Origin of the sequence: Acinetobacter sp. WU_MDCI_Abxc222 (genome assembly GCF_025514755.1) — a bacterium.
In the GTDB taxonomy this organism is placed as follows: domain Bacteria; phylum Pseudomonadota; class Gammaproteobacteria; order Pseudomonadales; family Moraxellaceae; genus Acinetobacter; species Acinetobacter geminorum.
Window position 1 is genome coordinate 1 of sequence record NZ_JAHPVG010000015.1, and the last position, 18,504, is coordinate 18,504.

Here is an 18,504-nt window from a genome sequence, read left to right on the forward strand (position 1 = left end):
AACTGTTTTTCAACAAGTTTCTATCTGCATCACCGCCGATGGATGTGCATTATAGACCATTACATTCCCTTTGCAAGGGGTATTTTAGCCTTTTTCACTTGAGTGCCGTTTTTTTCTACTATTTTGCAAAAAAAGTGATATATATGGCTTTTTTTTAGGCATTTCCAATACTTTTTTATTAATTTTTATATTCAAGAATTTGGCCTATCTTACATTTTATATGTCTTCAATACAGCTTATAGACATATATAGCCCCTTGATTCCTTAGAAACCATAGAGCAAATACTCTATTCCAAGCTATATTTCTTCTTATTTTTAACTTACTTCATTTATTATTAATTATGTTTAGATGGTTCCACGTGGAACGCTTAATTGATTTTATGATCCAAAAATAAAAAAAGCAGGATTACTCCTGCTTTTTTAACTATATAATGTTCTTAGTCAGTGAAAATTACACGTGCAATTGCTTTTTTACCTGATTGAATAATGAAGCTTCCTTTTTCTTTTACAGAGAAGCTTGCATCAACGGCATTCCAGTCAACTTTTACCGCACCACGAGCTACCGCATCTTTTGCCGCAGCTGCATTCGGATTTAGCCCCGCTACACGTAAAATCGTAGCAATAAAGATTTCTCCTCCAAACTCACCAAGTGAAATAGTCACTTCTGGTGTGTCTTCAGGTACTTCACCTTCTGTAATACGGTTACCAGCACTCTTATGGGCATTAGCAGCAGCTTCTGCATCATGGAAGCGTTCAACTAGCTCAAGCGCAAGAATACGTTTTACTTCTTGCGGATTACGACCAGCAGCAATTTCATCCAATAGAGCTTTGATCTCATCAAGAGATTTAAAGCTTAATAAATCAAAATAGCGTTCAATTAAAGAGTCTGGCATTGATAAAACTTTTTGGTACATTGCCCCTGGTGTATCAAATACACCAATATAGTTACCTAAAGATTTAGACATTTTATTTACACCATCTAGACCTTCTAGAATCGGCACAGTGATACACACTTGAGATTCTTGGCCATAACGGCTTTGTAAAGTACGACCCATAAGTAAGTTAAAGGTTTGGTCTGTACCGCCTAACTCAACGTCAGCTTCAAGCGCAATTGAGTCATAACCTTGAACTAAAGGATATAAAAACTCATGAATTGCAATCGGCTGATGATTGCTATAACGCTTTGTAAAATCATCACGCTCTAACATACGTGATACGGTTTGCTGGCTTGCTAATTGGATAAGGTCAGCAGCAGACTTTTGATTAAACCATTCTGAGTTAAAACGTACTTTTGTTTTATTCGGGTCTAATATCTTGAATACTTGTTCTTGATAAGTTTTAGCGTTAGCTTCTACTTGTTCACGTGACAACGGCGGACGAGTTGCGCTTTTACCAGTTGGGTCACCAATCATCGCTGTATAGTCACCAATTAAGAAGGTAACTTCATGGCCCAAATCTTGGAAAGTTTTTAATTTATTAATAAGAACCGTATGTCCTAAATGTAAATCTGGTGCTGTAGGGTCAAAACCAGCTTTAATTTTAAGAGGGCGATTCTCTTTAAGCTTTTTCAGTAAATCTTCTTCTGAAATAATTTCGTGCGTGCCTCGTTGGATGAGGGCAAGCTGTTCTTCGGCGGGCAAGAAATTTGACATCACAAAACCTAAACACATCAGTTATTCAATTTGTGCGATATACTAACATTTTTTCAGCGTCTTGCAGGGGAAGTTGCATATGAGCGCAATCTATATCGGCGTAATGACTGGCACTAGTATGGATGGTGTAGATATTGTAGCGGCTTCATTTGAGCCACTACAGCTTCATGCCACTCTTACAGTTCCATTCGAACCCGAGTTACGTGATGAGCTTATGGCATTAACTTTACCTGATGATAATGAAATTGACCGCATGGGTAAAGCTGATGTTGCTCTAGCCCAAATGATTGGTCATGGGATTAATACTCTCATTGAAAAGCACCAATTAGACCGTAGCCAAATTAAAGCAATTGGGTCGCATGGGCAAACTATTCGTCATCGTCCAGAACATGGATTTACGTTACAAATTGGCGATCCCAACATCATTACTGAAATCACTCAGATTCCGGTTGTTTCAGATTTCCGTCGTAGAGATATGGCAGCAGGCGGTCAGGGCGCGCCATTGGTTCCGGCTTTCCATCAAGCATTATTTCAACATCCAAGTATTCATCGTGTAATTTTGAATTTGGGTGGTATTGCTAATGTGAGTATGCTGCCTGCCAATAACAGTGACGGTGTATTTGGTTTTGATACAGGTCCTGCAAATATTTTGATGGATGCGTGGTGCCATCGCCATACAGGTCATCCATATGATGAAAATGGTGATTGGGCTGCCTATGGTCACCCTATTCGCTCTTTACTCGACCGTCTCCATGCACATGAATATTTTTCTAAAGAACCGCCTAAGAGCACAGGACGTGAAGACTTTAATATTGATTGGTTGGATGATCAGTTAATCGATTGGCGAAATGATTTAACTTATGATGAGTTAGAAGATACACCTGAAAACATCCAAGCAACCCTATTAAAACTCACTGTGCGTGCAATTCAAAAAGCAATTTATCGCTCTGAGATGGAAACAGGCGAAGTGTATGTTTGTGGTGGTGGTGCTTATAACTCTTATTTATTAGAGCAATTACGTTGGCGTTTACGTAAACATAATTGGTCTGTTCAACCTACCGATGTGTTAGGACTTTCCCCTACTTGGGTCGAGGCTACAGCATTTGCATGGTTAGCAATGCGCTTTGTAGATGGTTTAAGTGGTAATTTGCCAGCAGTAACAGGTGCTTCGGATTTCAGAATTCTAGGTACGATCACGGCGGTATAAAGCTATTTATCGATTTGATTGGTCAGATTCGACCTCATAGCACATTTACTGACCCGAAATGCTGTTATGTAAATGAGCATAAGAACTCATGATAAATGCCAACAAAAATGATTTAAGGCATGTTTTCATGGATCTGACCAAACGTATTCATCAATACACACGTGGGGTTTGGACATTCGATGTAATTGATTCAGGCCCTATACATGGTCCACTCGTTGTTTTATTGCATGGTTTTCCAGAAACTGCTCATAGTTGGGAGCAAACCTCTGAATTATTGCATCAGCATCAATTTAGAACACTTGCAATTCATCAACGTGGTTATAGTTTAAATGCTAGGCCTCAAAGCCGATTTCAATATTCATTGAGTGAACTTGTAGAAGATGTGGCAAGTTTCATTGAGCAGCTTGGCCAGCCAGTTTATTTAATTGGGCATGACTGGGGCTCGGCAATCGCTTCGGGCATTGCTATGAAGTATCCACAATATATTCAGCATCTCACTTTAGTTTCTGTGCCCCATCAAGCTGCTTTTTTAAAAGCTTGTTTAAGCAGCAGACAACTTTTTAAATCTTATTATTTTGCAATTTTTCAGCTACCCATTCTGCCAGAACTTTTATTTAAAAAGATACCTAAATTGGGTCGTAAGTTTCTAAAGTCATCAGGCATGACTGAACAGCAAATTGCTATATTCGAGACTGAATTTATAAAAGAAAATAGATTAACTACGGCGTTGAATTGGTATCGTGGCTTTTTTTGGGACAAACCTCAAAATCCGTTTAAAGCCATAGATGTTCCAACTCTTTTTATTTGGGGTAAACATGATATTGCCGTTACAGAAAAAAGCGCCGAGCTAAACTCACATTATTTTAAAAATAGTTATAAAGCAGTTTTTATGGATGCGTCGCATTGGATTCCATATCAGAATGCACCTGAACTTGTGCAATATTTTTTAGAATCTGTCTGTAAAAGATAATGATCTGATCAATAAAAAAACCTCTCAAAATAGAGAGGTTTTTTAAATTTTAAAATTCTTTTAAATCGAGAATGAAGAACCACAACCACATGTTGTTGTTGCATTCGGGTTTTGTACGATAAAACGCGAACCTTCAAGACCTTCTACATAGTCAACTACTGAGCCAATTAAATATTGATAGCTAAGTGAGTCAACCAGCATTTTTACATCGCCATTTACGAATTCTGCATCATCTTCATTTACGCTTTCAGCAAAATTGAAGCCATACGAAAACCCTGAACACCCGCCTCCTGTTACATATACACGTAACATGAGATCGTCATTCCCTTCACTATCACGGAGTTGGCGTACCTTATTGGCAGCATTATCTGTCAAAACTAGAGCTTGGGCATTCATGATGATTGTTCCTCGGATTTTGCTGTGCCTTTCAAAATAAAAAAGACCCTATATTGAGTATAGCATAATCAATATAGGGTCTGTCTTCGAAGTTTAAAGCGAATCTTGAGTATTTTTATCAAGATTATTTGTAATTCTCATCCTGTAAGCCACATTCGAAGTTTTTAGCATCTTGCTTACAACGGAATTGCCAAAGGAGTTTCATCATACGTTTATCGTATACACCACGTTGTGTAAGGTTAATTCGAGACTCCCGCATAAGCTTTTGGTAGCCTGGCTTATCGGCTGCTGGGACATCCATCCAGTATTTTTGTGGAATATCAGCTTTCATTTTACCCAAGATAGTAAAAGCACGTGGCAGCTGACCCGAAACCCATTCCCTAGATTTCTGACCAAAACCAGCTGGGAACTTATCAGGACGGATAATAATATTTCCTGTGACCTGTAAGATCGGATAATTCACGATCGCACCTTTTGTTCCTAAACCTTTTTGTAGTTCTAAAGGCTTAAATGCTGCTGCTGGCGCACCAATAATATCAACTTGATGATTATTAAATTTCGCACCAAAATTTGTTACATCAGCACTAACAGCCTGTGCCCCGACCTGCTGAACCATAATTTTTTGTGCTTCATCATAATCAAGCACAGCGATTTTTTTACCGGCTGCTTTCGCTACTGTATTGATGCTACGGTCATTTACTAAAAGGTAAGCATCACCAACGGGAATAATACCGACGACCTCATAGCGTCCATTAACCATATATTTACTAAAAGTTTGGCTCGCTAAGCCTTGCATGATTTTAACAGCAAGTTTGAGATCTGGAATCGCACCAATTGCATCTAATGAACCAGTAAATGAGTTGAATTGACGCCCGCGCATTCCTGACACGCTAATACCATCACATTTACCCGCTTTAAAATCTTCAGCAATCACGGCTTCATTCTGGTTTACTTTAAGCTCGATATCAGCTCCCCAGTTTTTAGCGGCAAGCTGATAATCCTTCATCAGCGCATAGACATCGCCATTTTTACCAACGAAGTCAAAAACACATACTGTTTGTTTAGCCTCGGCTGCAAAAGAAACTGTTGTAAGTCCCAGCGCAAGTAATAGCGTTTTGGAAAATTGCATATTCTTTTTCCTTTCCTTGTGGAGTTTTTGTTTTTCGATACCAAGAAATTTCACACCGATAAGGAGTGAATCGGATAGTCTTCATATAAAAATCATGTTGGAATATTTTTATAGACCGAATTTGCTTTTATGATTTTATTTCCATGAAAAATAGATAGCTATTAACCTACCTATTAGCAATTATTTTAATCACTCAAGTCCTTGATCCATTTTTATACCTTCATGTTTCCTTATGAAGTTTTTATCTAAATTTAGCTTAACGTCTTTCTAACTAACCACAATGGCAGAATTGACAGGACATAGAAAACAAAAAGCCTAGAACTCAGTCTAGGCTTTCTGAAGGAAATTAGGATTATTCACCAGGCATTGAACATTCAAAGTTAGCCTTGTCTACAGAACAACGTGCTTTTTTGAGTACAGACATCATTCCAGCATCGTAAACACCACGTTTAGTTAAGTCCATACGGCCATCACGCAACATTTTTTGATACTTAAGTTTATCTTCTGCACTTAAGTTCATTTTGTATTTACCAGGAATTTGCGCTTCTAAACGGTTGATCATTGCAAAGCTCTTCGGTAACTGTTTAACAAACCAGTCACGAGATTTTTGACCAAAACCAGCTGGGAATTTATCAGAACGTAATACTAGATCTGCTGTAACGTGTAATACAGGGAAGTTCCACATTACACCGTTTGCGCCTAAACCTTTATTTAATTCTAATGGTTTGTAAGCATAAGCAGGCGCACCTACCATATCTACCTGACCATTGTTAAATTTAGCAGCAAAGTTTGAGATATCAGAAAGAACTGCTTGAGCACCTACACGTTGCACCATAATTTTTTGTGCATCGTCATAGCCAAGTACAGCGAATTTTTTACCCGCAGCTTTTTCAACAGAGTTGATATTTTTGTCACGTACGAAAATGAATGCTGAACCTAGTGGAGAAATACCAGCAACTTCGTATTTTTTACCACCCATATTTGTGGTCATTTTTGCTGCATTACGCGCATCTAATACATAGGTAATTGCACGTTGAGCGATTTGGTTATTTGGAACACCACCAAGTGAGTCGATAGATCCTGCGAATTTGTTATATTGGCGTGCACGCATTGCTGTCATTGCCACAGCATCACACTTACCCGCTTTAAAATCATTATCAGCAACAGCCTCGTCCTGACGAGGAACTAAGTTAATTTCAGTACCCCAGCCTTTTGCAGCAAGAGCCCATTCTTCCATCATTTTATATGAGTCGCCTGCTTTTCCTAAGAGGTCGAATACACATACGGTACTCGCTGCTTGCGCTGAAGCAGAAAAACCAACAACAGAAGCGGCAGCCATAGCAAGTACGATTTTTTTCATTTTCTTCATCCTTCCACGGAACAGATTTTTTGTTTGAAGTTTCCTTTCAAACACAGATATTAATCATGTTTTTTAGAAAAAAATAGAGCTTTTACTCAAATATTTTTATCTCATTGAACCATTGTTTGTTCGATTTAATTTATTTATTAGCAGTAAAAATCACTAAGTTTCCGTAAGTTACTTTTTATATTCACAATTTTCATACCCATATTCAGCTTTGAAATATATGTAGCGTTTTTGTGTTTAAAAAATAAACTACTCACCACTAAGAGTACATTCAAAATTTGTCCGTTCAACTGTACAGCGGGCACGTTTCAGTACACTCATCATTGTTGCATCGTATACGCCTTGTTTTGTTAAATTGAGACGGCCTTCACGTAAAATTTTTTGATATTTAGTTTTGTCTTCTACAGAAAAGTTCATTTTAATTTTTGAGGATACGCCCATTTCTAGCCGTTTTACCATGGCAAAGTTCTGGGGTAATTGTTGTGTAAACCAAGCACGAGACTTTATACCGAAATCTGTGGGGAACTTATCACTTCGGGCAATTAAATCACCCGTAACATTAACCACGGGAAAAGTAAACATTGCTCCTTTCGTTCCAACCCCTTTGCCAATCTCTAAAGGTTTATAAGCATAAGCGGGTGCAGCAATCGCATCAACTTGGCCACTATTAAACTTTTTCACAAAATCGGTAATTTCTGAAGGAATAGGCTTAGCACCAACGCTTTCCACCATAATTTTTTGTGCTGCGTCATATTGCAAAATAGCAAATTTAGTCCCACGTACTTTTTCAATTGAGTTGAGGTTTTTATCTCTCACAAATAAATAAGCCAATCCAATCTGAACAATACCAACGACCTCGTAATTGGTTCCATTTTGTGCAGTAACCATACGATGTTTATTACGCTTATCTAAAACGTAACTGATGGCTTTTTGGGCAATTGCATTACTGGTTACTCCCCCAATAGCATCAATCGAACCTGCAAATTTATTGTAGTTTCGCGCCCGCATGGAAGTCATATAAGCGGCATCGCACTTACCTTCACGCAGTTTACGGTCAACTAAGCCTTCATCTTGAAATGGAATTAAAGTGATATCTGCTTGCCATTCTTTCGCTGCAAGCGCCCACTCTTCCATCATCTTATAGGATTCACCTGACTTGCCCAATAAATCAAACACACAAACATTTTGCCCTGCATGCACTGTCCCCACAGCACAGCAAAATGCTGCGCCAATCATCCCCAATCTTTTTTTCATTTGACTTTCCTTAGTCTAGTTTTATTAGCAGCTCATTAATCAACCAAATTTCAAACTGTTTTTATTTTAGCCATATTTTTTTAAAAGTATTCTATCTCGTTCAATATTTTGAAAATTTCGGATGAATAGCAAGATTTAGAATGTCTTGATATATGCAATTATTAACGACTGCTCACTAAAATCCGGAAAGTTTTGTTTTCATCGACAGTTCTCTTTAAAATACAGCATCCCTAACTCACCTCGATAAAATAAGATGATTCAATTTGACCAAGTTTCTTTACGCCGCGGTGGACGTGTTCTATTTCAAAAAGCGTCTATGCAATTACACCCAGGTTGGAAGATTGGTCTAACTGGGGTGAATGGTGCAGGTAAATCGACCTTATTTGCTGCATTACTTGGAAGTTTAGGTGCTGATGAAGGTTCACTCACTCGTCCTTCAGGCTGGACCGTGGCGCATATGGCGCAAGAAGTAAAAGCCCTAGATATGCCTGCAATTGATTTTGTTCTTTCAGGTGATGAAGAGTTTTGGGATATTCAAAATAAGCTTGCTCAACCAGATCAACTGAGTGATTTTGAATTGGCTAAATTGCATGGCCGCTTTGATGAAATTCATGGTTACTCAGCGCCATCTAAAGCTGCGCAGCTCATGGCAGGTCTGGGCTTTCTAGAAAATCAATTACGTTTGAATGTTGAGAGCTTCTCAGGTGGATGGCGTATGCGTTTAAATTTAGCGCGTACCCTCATGAGTCGTTCTGATCTACTGTTACTGGATGAGCCAACAAACCACTTAGATTTGGATGCAATTCTGTGGTTAGAAGATTGGCTTAAAGCCTATGAAGGTACACTCATTCTAATTTCGCATGACCGCGACTTTTTAGATGCGATTACAGATCACATTCTTCACATTGAAAATCAGGAACTCACACTTTACACGGGGAACTACTCTACATTTGAAACCACGCGTAGTGAACGTCTTGCCCAGCAACAACAAGCTTTTGAGAAGCAGCAAGAAACACGTGCTCATCTACAAAAGTTTATTGACCGTTTTAAGGCAAAAGCGACTAAAGCTCGTCAGGCACAAAGTCGTATTAAACAACTTGAGCGCATGCAGCAACTTGCACCAGCTCATGTTGATACGCCATTTACTTTTAGTTTCCGTGAACCGACTAAAATGAGTTCACCATTGCTGACTTTAGACAATGCCAGCATTGGTTATGGCGATAAACAAATAGCCGAAAAAATTAGATTACAAATTACACCAAACTCACGTATTGGTTTACTGGGTATGAACGGCGCAGGTAAGTCAACACTGATTAAAAGCTTGGTTGGTGATTTACCACTCTTGGCAGGTGAACGTAAAGCTTCCGAACTGCTTAACATTGGTTATTTTGCACAGCACCAGATGGATGCTTTAGATGGCAATGCTAGTCCAATGCTACAGCTTGCCCGTATAGCAGATAAACAAATTAGTGAAGCCACTCTACGTTCATTCTTAGGTAGTTTTGGCTTTAGCGGTGAACGCATGGATACACCATGTGAAAGCTTTTCTGGTGGAGAACGTGCTCGTTTAGCTCTAGCACTGATTGTATGGCAGCGTCCAAATGTTTTAATTCTCGATGAACCGACGAACCATTTAGATCTTGATATGCGTCATGCATTGAGCATGGCATTACAAGATTTTGAAGGTGCCGTTGTTCTGGTTTCCCATGAACGCCAACTTATTGCGAGTGTATGTGATGAGCTTCTTTTGGTACACGGCGGTAAATGTACTGAGTTCGAGGGTGATTTACAGGACTATGCTAAATGGCTACGTGAAGCACGTCAGCAACAAATCAATGCTCAGACTGCTGTAGCACAGAATGACTCATCCTCTGCCGCTCCAGCGCCGGCTAAAGTTGATAAAGAAGCACAGCGTAAAGAAGCAGCTCGCCGTCGTGAACAGACTCGACCTATTCGTAAAAATATTGAAAAGGTTGAATCACAAATTGAAAAGCTACAACCGCAGCTCGCCAAAATTGAAGAATCCTTAGCAGACACATCTTTATATGAGGCTGCACGTAAGGATGATCTACTCAAACTTATGAATGAGCAGACAGAGCTGAAAGCTAAACTTGAGCAACACGAAGAGCAGCTTTTGGAACTCATGATGGAATTAGAAGAAATGGAAGCTTCTTTTGATTAATCCATTTTCTAAAATAAAAAAGCCGATTTCTTAATCGGCTTTTTTATTTGTTAATAAGGCGTATAAAAAGCCCCTAATTCATTTAAATTGGTATTTATCGGTAAAGGCCACACATTGCTTGATAAGCTGTCAGCGATATATAAATCGTATCCGCCTCGACTTCCTGTTTGTCCTGCAAGAGACACCACCATGTAACGCTGATCTAAAGGAGCTGGATCGGAAGTATCATAATTAATATTGTTAAATGGCAAACGTGTAGTTTGTTTATTAGCCATATCATAAATATAGATCTGGTCATGAGGATTTGTTGGGCTATACCAGCGCACATATAAGAACCGACTTCCTTGCCACCATACTGGATAATATGAAGCGATATTGGTCAGCTGTGTATCATAAGCACCCGACTGATCAATACTAAAAATTCTAGAATTATTTCCAGCACCTTTTGCATACAAAATTTGAGTGGTATTCACCATCGGATAAGGCATCGATTCTTCTATATCCCAACCATTTTGAGTCACAGAAGTCATCGTCCGATCCGTCATTTTAATGATTTTTAGATCGCCATTTTGTTTAAAAATAATACGCTGGTTATCTATAAATTTAGGGTCTTCATCGCGCTTATTATTGCCTTGAGTTAAGTTAATAGGTAACTCAGTGCTTCCGACCTTCCACACATATACATCCCATGCATCACCATAATGCTGTCCAGAATTCACTCCCATAAACGTTAACCATTTTCCATCTGGAGAGAAATGGCCATTCATCATATGGTCAATTTTCCAATTTGCGCCGAGTAATGTGGTCTGCTGTGTTGTGAAGTTATAAAGATAAAGCTTACTGTCCCATGCCTCATAATTACTATAACGATGAAATACTAATTTTCCATAAAAGGTGGGGGCTATCGCAGCATGCAGTTGAAATAAACAATTAAAAAATATGATTCCAATGCATAAGAGTTTTTGTATTTTTTTCATAATTATATTTCCTATTGTTATTAGTAAGTACCGCATAGAGAATATAACTTCGAATAGTTTACTTGTTAAACAAAATACTTTTTTCGGATACAAAAAAGGGCTAATGATGATTAGCCCTTTACCATAAAAAATCAATTATCTAAATTTTTTATGATTTTCATTACGTATTTTGACTAAATTAATTGCTTCAGTTTTGGCTTGATCTAATTGTCCTTGCTCAACTAAAACAGTTACTTTATCAATTTCGGCAACAAGCTGATCTAAACCAGCTTGATACTCTTTTACCTTTACATTTTCTGATGGCAAACCTTCGAGTTTATGCGGCAAATATTGCTTAGAAGAAACTGCTGCTTCACGCATTACAACAAGTTGTTGTTTCGCATTAGCAGCATCTTTCGCTTCAGCAAATGCTTTAGTACTCTTAGCTAAAGTTTTCATATTCGTTTCTAGGTCTGCCGCCGAAACAGCAGAACTTCCTAAAACCGCACATGAAATTAAAAGACTAGCTAATAATTTCTGACTCATCATTCTCTCCCTAGACTGATTTAGAATCATGTTATGAATTAAGCATCAATATCCGCATTTAAAGCATTCTCTTCAATGAATGCACGACGTGGTTCAACATCATCCCCCATTAAGCAAGAGAACATACGATCTGCTTCAATCGCATCATCAATTGTCACCTGCAACATATTACGGTTTTCAGGGTCCATTGTTGTTTCCCACAGCTGTTCAGCATTCATCTCTCCAAGACCTTTATAGCGTTGGATCATCATACCGCGGCGAGAATCTTGCAAAATATGTTGCCAAACTTGATGGAAGTTAGCCACTTGAATACGGCGGTCGCCTTTTTGTAAAAAAGCACCTTCTTCAAGTAAAGTGAACCAACTCTTCGAGTTTTTGAGTAAACGTGCATACTCAGCTGAATTCAATAAAGCTGCATCAAGCAAATACGCATGCGGCAGATTATGAACATAGACAGTAATACGCGGCCAATAATGCGCAGATTTTTCACCTTGAGCATTTTCACGCTCAAATGCCTCTAAAGAGATTTCTGGACGTAAACTTGGCTGTAATCTGGTAATGATATCGCGTACCTGATCTGCCCATTGTTGTACATAAGCTTCATCATGGTTTTGATCACTCTTGAATGCTTCTACTTCAAGTAAAGCATCAAGTAAGCTAGCTGGATAACGTAAAGTTAAGCGCTGTAAGCTCTTTTGTGAAACCTGATAGTCCTGAATCACTTTCGCAAGTGCTTCACCTGTAATTGCAGGTGCTTCAGCATTGGTATGTAGAGATAGCTCATCAATCGCATTTGAGATGAGATAAGTTTCTAACGCATCATTATCTTTGATGTATTGTTCTTGCTTACCTTTCTTCAATTTATACAAAGGTGGCTGAGCAATATAAATATGCCCACGCTCAACCAATTCTGGCATTTGACGGAAGAAGAACGTTAACAACAAGGTACGGATGTGCGAACCATCGACGTCGGCATCGGTCATGATAATGATTTTATGATAGCGAAGCTTATCAGGGTTATATTCTTCACGACCAATACCACAGCCAAGTGCAGTGATTAAAGTACCCACTTCCTGACTAGAAATCATTTTGTCAAAGCGTGCACGTTCAACGTTCAGGATTTTACCTTTCAACGGTAAAATAGCCTGCATTTTACGATTACGACCTTGCTTAGCACTACCACCAGCAGAGTCACCCTCGACTAGATATAATTCAGAAAGTGCCGGGTCTTTTTCCTGACAATCTGCCAATTTACCTGGTAAACCTGCAATATCAAGTGCACTCTTACGACGTGTCATTTCACGCGCCTTACGTGCAGCATCACGTGCACGCGCAGCATCAATAATTTTACCGGCAATCGATTTTGCAGCTTGCGGATTTTCAAGTAAGTAAGCAGAGAACTCTTTGTTCATTGCTTGCTCAACCGCTGGTTTTACTTCACTCGATACCAGTTTTTCTTTAGTTTGAGATGAGAACTTAGGATCAGGTACTTTTACCGAAATAATCGCGGTTAAACCTTCTCGTGCATCATCGCCTGTCACATTGACTTTTTCTTTCTTGAGAATATTTTCATTTTCAAGATATTGGTTAAGACCACGTGTTAAAGCCGCACGGAAACCTGCTAAATGAGTACCACCATCCTTTTGAGGAATATTGTTGGTAAAACAACGTACGTTTTCTTGATAACTTTCATTCCACTGTAATGCAACTTCTACACCAATACCGTTTTCTGTATCTGCGGTGAAATGGAAAATCTCGTTTAGATGAGTTTTACCTTCGTTAATGTATTTTACAAACTCAGATAAACCACCTTCGTAGTCATATACATGCTCAAGGTTAATACGTTCATCACGTAAAACAATGCGCACGCCCGCGTTTAAAAATGAAAGCTCTCGTAAACGACGCGCTAGAATTTCAACGTTAAAAATGGTTTGACTAAAAGTTAGTTCACTTGGCCAAAAACGTACAGTTGTACCACTGCTATCCGTTTCACCAATCACACGTAATGGATATTGCGGATCACCGTGGTGATATTCTTGTTCGTGCACTTGGCCAGCGCGATTAATAATTAAATGCAATTTACTTGAAAGCGCATTTACAACCGAAACACCTACGCCGTGCAAACCACCTGAAACTTTATAGCTATTGTCATCAAACTTACCGCCTGCGTGCAAGATCGTAAGAATTACTTCCGCTGCAGACACCCCTTCTTCAGGGTGGATATCGGTTGGAATACCACGGCCATTATCGGAAACACTTACCGATTCATCTTCGTGAATCGTGACAATAATTTCGTCACAATGCCCAGCTAAAGCTTCATCGATTGCGTTATCGACAACCTCGAATACCATATGGTGTAAACCGGTACCGTCGTCTGTATCCCCAATATACATCCCCGGACGTTTACGAACTGCATCTAATCCACGTAATACTTTAATACTAGAGGAATCATAAGCCTTTTCATTGGTTTGTTCTGTTTGAGAGGCTGATTGAGACTCTGAACTCATGGTTTCTCCCTAGCAAATATAGGTTTATTCAAAGATGGGTAACATCAAAAAATTATGGTGACGCAAGACTAACTTGACCGGATTCAACATTGAATAATTGATATGAAATAGACAGATCATGTAAGTGTTTTTTTACCGATGCATGATCTAAAGTTGTCATAAAAACCTGGCTACCAAGTTGGCTTAATCGTTCAATTAAACGTTGTTGTGCGGTTAAGTCTAATTCTGCTGTCAGATCATCTAATAATACCACAGTTTCCTTATTACTCGCATGCAACATTGCAATTTGTGACAGTTTTAAGGCAATAATCAAGAGTTTTTTCTGACCTCTTGATAAAACAACGTCAGCATGTCCAAACGGGGTTTTTAAGCGCAAATCTGCGCGATGTGGACCATATTCGGTATAGCGTCGTTCGATGTCTTTTTGGTGTTGATTCAGCAAGTCTTGCATGAGTCCCTGCTCTGTATGAAAACCGGGACTATATTCCAGTTCAATTTCTAGATCAGGTAGCAATTGACTTAAATCATTTTGAAAAAAGACATTCCATTGTTCCACAATACTTAAACGCTGAGAGTGTAAAATTTCACCATAATCACTCAACATTTTATTCCACGGCTCTAAATCCGCTAGAGAAATATTCCGTCTGGTTTTAAGTAAAGTATTACGCTGCTTTAATGCACGAGAATAATATTGCCAAGCAAAATAAAACTCTGGTTCCACGTGGAACATCAGCCAATCTAAAAGCTGCCGCCGAGGTTTCGCCCCATGGTCAATAATATCTGTACTTTGTGGATCAATATGCTGCAAAGGAAGCAGTTTAGCGAGTTGTCCTTGTGTAGCCACCGTATCGCCATTAACCTTCATCAACTGCTCACCAGAGGCTAACTTTTGCATGCCAATTTTTTCAGTTGCAGATTGTGCGAAGACAATCGCATCGTCAGCAGAGTACTGAATATAATTTTTAGGTATATGGGTACGGAACGACCGCCCTGTTGCAAGCAAATGGATTGCTTCTAGTATTGAAGTTTTTCCTGAACCGTTAGCGCCATAAAATACATTAAACGGTTGCAACCCTTGGAGTGCAACCGTTTTTAAATTACGCACACGTTCAATATTTAAACGCGTAAGATGCATATTAGATAGCCAGATTATACACGCATCGGCATAACGACATAGGTTTGATCAGGATGTGCTGGATCTTGAACCAATACAGATTGATTTGCCTCAGTCATGCTCATATTTACATCATCACCATCAAGCACACCTAAAACATCCAGCAAATATTGTGCATTAAATGACATTTCAAGTGGTATGTTTTGATACTGAATCGCTAAATCTTCAATCGCTTCGTCTTGTTCTGGGTTATTTGCACGCAGCTGTAATGAATCTTGATTAAAATTCAAGAAAACACCACGTAACTTCTCATTACTCAAAATTGCAACGCGTTGTAATGATTGTTTGAACACATCATGGCTAATTAATACATGTTTATCGCCACCACGTGGAATCACACGACGATAATCAGGGAATTTTCCATCAATCAATTTAGTAGTAAAGCGAACAGTGATATCACCCTGCTCTTTATCACGACTTGGCGTATTAATCGTTACATTTAGTAATTCACGGCCAATAAGCAACGTTAATTGTTCATCTTCAATGCTAAGTAAACGCTGTAATTCCCCCACAGCTTTGCGAGGCACAATTGCTTGAACCAATTGAGATGAGGTAGAAGAAGCTGTAATTTCACAAAGTGCTAAACGGTGACCATCTGTTGTTACCGCACGCAATTGATTTTCATCAATTTCTAATAAAGTACCAGTTAAATAGAAACGTACATCTTGTACAGCCATCGCAAAAGCAGTTTTTTCAAATAAACGCTTTAACTCACGTTGAGTGACCTGTACTTGTGTACCCTGACTATTTTCAGTGGTCAATAATGGATAATCTTCTGCTGGTAAAGTACCTAAAACAAAACGACTATTACCAGATTTTAAAATACATCTTTGATCTTCAGTAATTTGTAAGTCGATCAATGCAGCTGTTGGCAATGATTTACAAATTTCCATCAACTTACGAGCAGGAACAGTTGTTTCACCTGCTTCAATGCATGCCCCTTCTGTTAAAACAGTACTGGCAACCAGCTCGACTTCTAAATCAGAACCAGTAATGGTGAGTGCCTGAGCATTAGCCTGAATTTTGACGTTTGAAAGAATATTCAATGTATGACGACGTTCTACCGCACCGACAACATGCGATAAAACATTGAGTAAGCTTTCTTTAGCGATTTTCAAACGCACGATTCATTCCTCTAGCAACTTGGAGCAAATATTTCATTTTTTAGCTGTGTACTATGCTGCACTTACGTAGACTTTGCAACAACGTCTTATTATTTCATTAACTCTGAAGTAAACGCAGTAGATTTTTATAATCTTCGTCAAAAATCGGATCTTCTTCTCGTAGACTCACAACTTTTTCACAGGCATGCATTACGGTACTATGGTCACGCCCACCAAAAGCCATTCCAATCTCGGGAAAGCTATCACCAGTTAACTCACGAGCAAGTCCCATTGCCAACTGACGTGGGCGCGCATAGATTCGAGTTCGTTTTGGGCCAACCAATTCTTTTAACGGAATACGGAAATATTCACTGACCACACGTTGGATATTTTCTACACTAATCGTACGTGCACGGATTGCCAACACATCTTTTAAAGACTCACGGACAACATCAAGATCGATTGGCGCACCTTTAAATCGAGAAATTGCTACAACTTTATTAAGTGCACCTTCAAGTTCACGTACATTAGCAACCACTTGCTGAGCAATAAATAAAGCACAGTTTCGAGGTAAATCAACACCGCTATTTTCGGCTTTCTTCAATAAAATTTCGATACGAGTTTCAATATCTGGCGGTTCAACGCCTACAGAAAGTCCCCAAGAAAAGCGAGAAACCAAACGCGGGTCTAACTCGGTCAATTCTTTTGGATAACGATCTGAAGTTAAAATAATCTGTTTAGATTCATCAAGTAATGCATTGAATGTATAGAAGAATTCAACCAAACTTGCTTCTTTACCTGCTAAAAGATGAATATCATCGACCAACAATAAATCTAAAGAACGGCAATTTTTCTTAAATTCTTCAACTTTGCCTTTTTGCAAAGAACTTACAAAATCCTGAACGAAGCTCTCAGAGGTCATATACATCACCCGTGCATTAGGCTTGGCTTGCAATAAAGCATTACCAACTGCCTGCATCAAGTGAGTCTTACCCAATCCTGTCGGACCATATAAGAATAAAGGGTTATGCTGTGAAGCACCTAATTGTGTTAATACCTTTCTACATGTTTCAGCAGCCATCTGGTTCGAACGGCCTTCAACAAATAAAGAAAAAGTAAATTGGGGGTTTAATAGTTTCTTTTTCGGTGTTTTTGCGTTCACTACGCTATTAGTAGTAGGTGAACTGGAAATAGAATCTGGTTCTTTTTTTACTTTAATACTTTGTTGGGGCGCAGTTTGCAAAGCAGCAGTTGTAGTTGCTGGCTGCTCACCTGAAGACAAAATACTACCAGGACGAGAATCAACTAAAATCTCAACCTGACGTACACGCCCTTCTGATAACTGTTCGGCCAATATAGAAATTAATTCTAAATGGTTCTCTTGAATGTAACGCGTCCAATAAGGATTAGGTGCATAAAGACGCAGTGTTCCTTCTACTTCTTCAGCAACTAATGGGCGAATCCACATCGCAAAGACGTTATCAGAGAGCTCTTGTCGCAAGCGAGTTAAGCAGTCTGTCCAAAGCATGTGTATCCCCTATTTCTGCGTTTTTAAATTCAAATAATCTAAAGATTAACCCTTCCTGATAAGAAGGGGTCGCCATTCTAACCAAGTTATCCACATCTGTCATGACGATTTCGTTTGATTTTGTCTAAAAAGAAATCTCTTGTGAATAAATTTAAATTCAAAAGGGCTTGTGTATAACTTTTTGCACAACCTGTGGATAAATTAGCACATAAACTTATCCACAATCCATAAATATAATAAAAACAGAGTTATCAACAATTCAAATATATGTTTTTTAAATTTAAAAGTGTGAAATCCACAGAAAAAGTGCTCCCTAATAAGAATAAATTTAAATTTCTAAATTTGAATTTATTTAATAGGGTGACGATCTTTTGTGGATAACTACAAAATATGAATTTAAATTCAAATATAGCAAATCGAAAGCAAAAGGATATCTTCTTTTGTTGATAAATATGTATATAAGATGTGCATATGTTAAAAGTTATAATAAAAATAGACAATTAGTTTGTGTATAACTTTTAAAACTATATTTTG

Annotated in this window: 14 protein-coding genes; 3 read left to right on the forward strand and 11 right to left on the reverse strand. The window is 38.6% G+C overall.

What is annotated here, in order from left to right; genetic code table 11:
* Nucleotides 1-437: 437 nt before the first annotated feature.
* A complete protein-coding gene (gene tyrS, locus KTJ10_RS16325; RefSeq protein WP_017481201.1) occupies nt 438-1,670 on the reverse strand; it encodes a tyrosine--tRNA ligase in 1,233 nt (410 codons plus the stop codon).
* Between the two features lie 61 nt (nt 1,671-1,731).
* On the opposite strand from tyrS, the gene KTJ10_RS16330 reads away from it, so the two are divergent.
* A complete protein-coding gene (locus KTJ10_RS16330) occupies nt 1,732-2,859 on the forward strand; it encodes an anhydro-N-acetylmuramic acid kinase (RefSeq protein WP_017386211.1) in 1,128 nt (375 codons plus the stop codon).
* 127 nt (nt 2,860-2,986) lie between these two features.
* Nucleotides 2,987-3,829, forward strand: coding sequence for an alpha/beta fold hydrolase (locus KTJ10_RS16335; protein WP_262442442.1), 843 nt, complete (start codon nt 2,987-2,989; stop codon nt 3,827-3,829).
* A 60-nt stretch (nt 3,830-3,889) separates the two neighbouring features.
* Here the strand turns inward: KTJ10_RS16335 and erpA are convergent, their stop codons facing one another.
* The 4 genes from erpA to KTJ10_RS16355 all read right to left on the reverse strand — a co-directional run bounded on the left by erpA (nt 3,890) and on the right by KTJ10_RS16355 (nt 7,974).
* A complete protein-coding gene (gene erpA, locus KTJ10_RS16340) occupies nt 3,890-4,225 on the reverse strand; it encodes an iron-sulfur cluster insertion protein ErpA (protein ID WP_002115421.1) in 336 nt (111 codons plus the stop codon).
* Nucleotides 4,226-4,349: 124 nt separating this feature from the next.
* Entirely contained in the window at nt 4,350-5,354 is a 1,005-nt protein-coding gene (locus tag KTJ10_RS16345; RefSeq protein WP_199114273.1) for a putative solute-binding protein, read from the reverse strand.
* A gap of 352 nt (nt 5,355-5,706) precedes the next feature.
* Nucleotides 5,707-6,714, reverse strand: a complete 1,008-nt coding sequence (locus KTJ10_RS16350) for a putative solute-binding protein (protein ID WP_002115480.1) — start codon at nt 6,712-6,714, stop codon at nt 5,707-5,709.
* Nucleotides 6,715-6,969: 255 nt separating this feature from the next.
* Nucleotides 6,970-7,974, reverse strand: a complete 1,005-nt coding sequence (locus KTJ10_RS16355; RefSeq protein ID WP_262442443.1) for a putative solute-binding protein — start codon at nt 7,972-7,974, stop codon at nt 6,970-6,972.
* 253 nt (nt 7,975-8,227) lie between these two features.
* On the opposite strand from KTJ10_RS16355, the gene KTJ10_RS16360 reads away from it, so the two are divergent.
* On the forward strand, nt 8,228-10,156 hold the full coding sequence (locus tag KTJ10_RS16360; RefSeq protein WP_086375815.1) for an ATP-binding cassette domain-containing protein: 1,929 nt from the start codon (nt 8,228-8,230) through the stop codon (nt 10,154-10,156).
* 50 nt (nt 10,157-10,206) lie between these two features.
* Here the strand turns inward: KTJ10_RS16360 and KTJ10_RS16365 are convergent, their stop codons facing one another.
* The 6 genes from KTJ10_RS16365 to dnaA form a co-directional block, all read right to left on the reverse strand.
* Nucleotides 10,207-11,133: a hypothetical protein gene (locus KTJ10_RS16365; RefSeq protein WP_032012808.1), complete on the reverse strand. Its 927-nt coding sequence runs from the start codon at nt 11,131-11,133 to the stop codon at nt 10,207-10,209.
* Between the two features lie 135 nt (nt 11,134-11,268).
* Nucleotides 11,269-11,661, reverse strand: coding sequence for a cytochrome b562 (gene cybC / locus KTJ10_RS16370; RefSeq protein ID WP_032012809.1), 393 nt, complete (start codon nt 11,659-11,661; stop codon nt 11,269-11,271).
* 35 nt (nt 11,662-11,696) lie between these two features.
* A complete protein-coding gene (gene gyrB / locus KTJ10_RS16375) occupies nt 11,697-14,165 on the reverse strand; it encodes a DNA topoisomerase (ATP-hydrolyzing) subunit B (protein ID WP_032063553.1) in 2,469 nt (822 codons plus the stop codon).
* A 52-nt stretch (nt 14,166-14,217) separates the two neighbouring features.
* Entirely contained in the window at nt 14,218-15,300 is a 1,083-nt protein-coding gene (gene recF / locus KTJ10_RS16380) for a DNA replication/repair protein RecF (RefSeq protein ID WP_069122201.1), read from the reverse strand.
* A 14-nt stretch (nt 15,301-15,314) separates the two neighbouring features.
* The gene (gene dnaN / locus KTJ10_RS16385; protein ID WP_069122199.1) at nt 15,315-16,463 is read right to left on the reverse strand and encodes a DNA polymerase III subunit beta; all 1,149 of its coding nucleotides are present in this window, start codon (nt 16,461-16,463) and stop codon (nt 15,315-15,317) included.
* 97 nt (nt 16,464-16,560) lie between these two features.
* The gene (gene dnaA, locus KTJ10_RS16390; RefSeq protein ID WP_017399672.1) at nt 16,561-17,970 is read right to left on the reverse strand and encodes a chromosomal replication initiator protein DnaA; all 1,410 of its coding nucleotides are present in this window, start codon (nt 17,968-17,970) and stop codon (nt 16,561-16,563) included.
* Nucleotides 17,971-18,504: the final 534 nt, after the last annotated feature.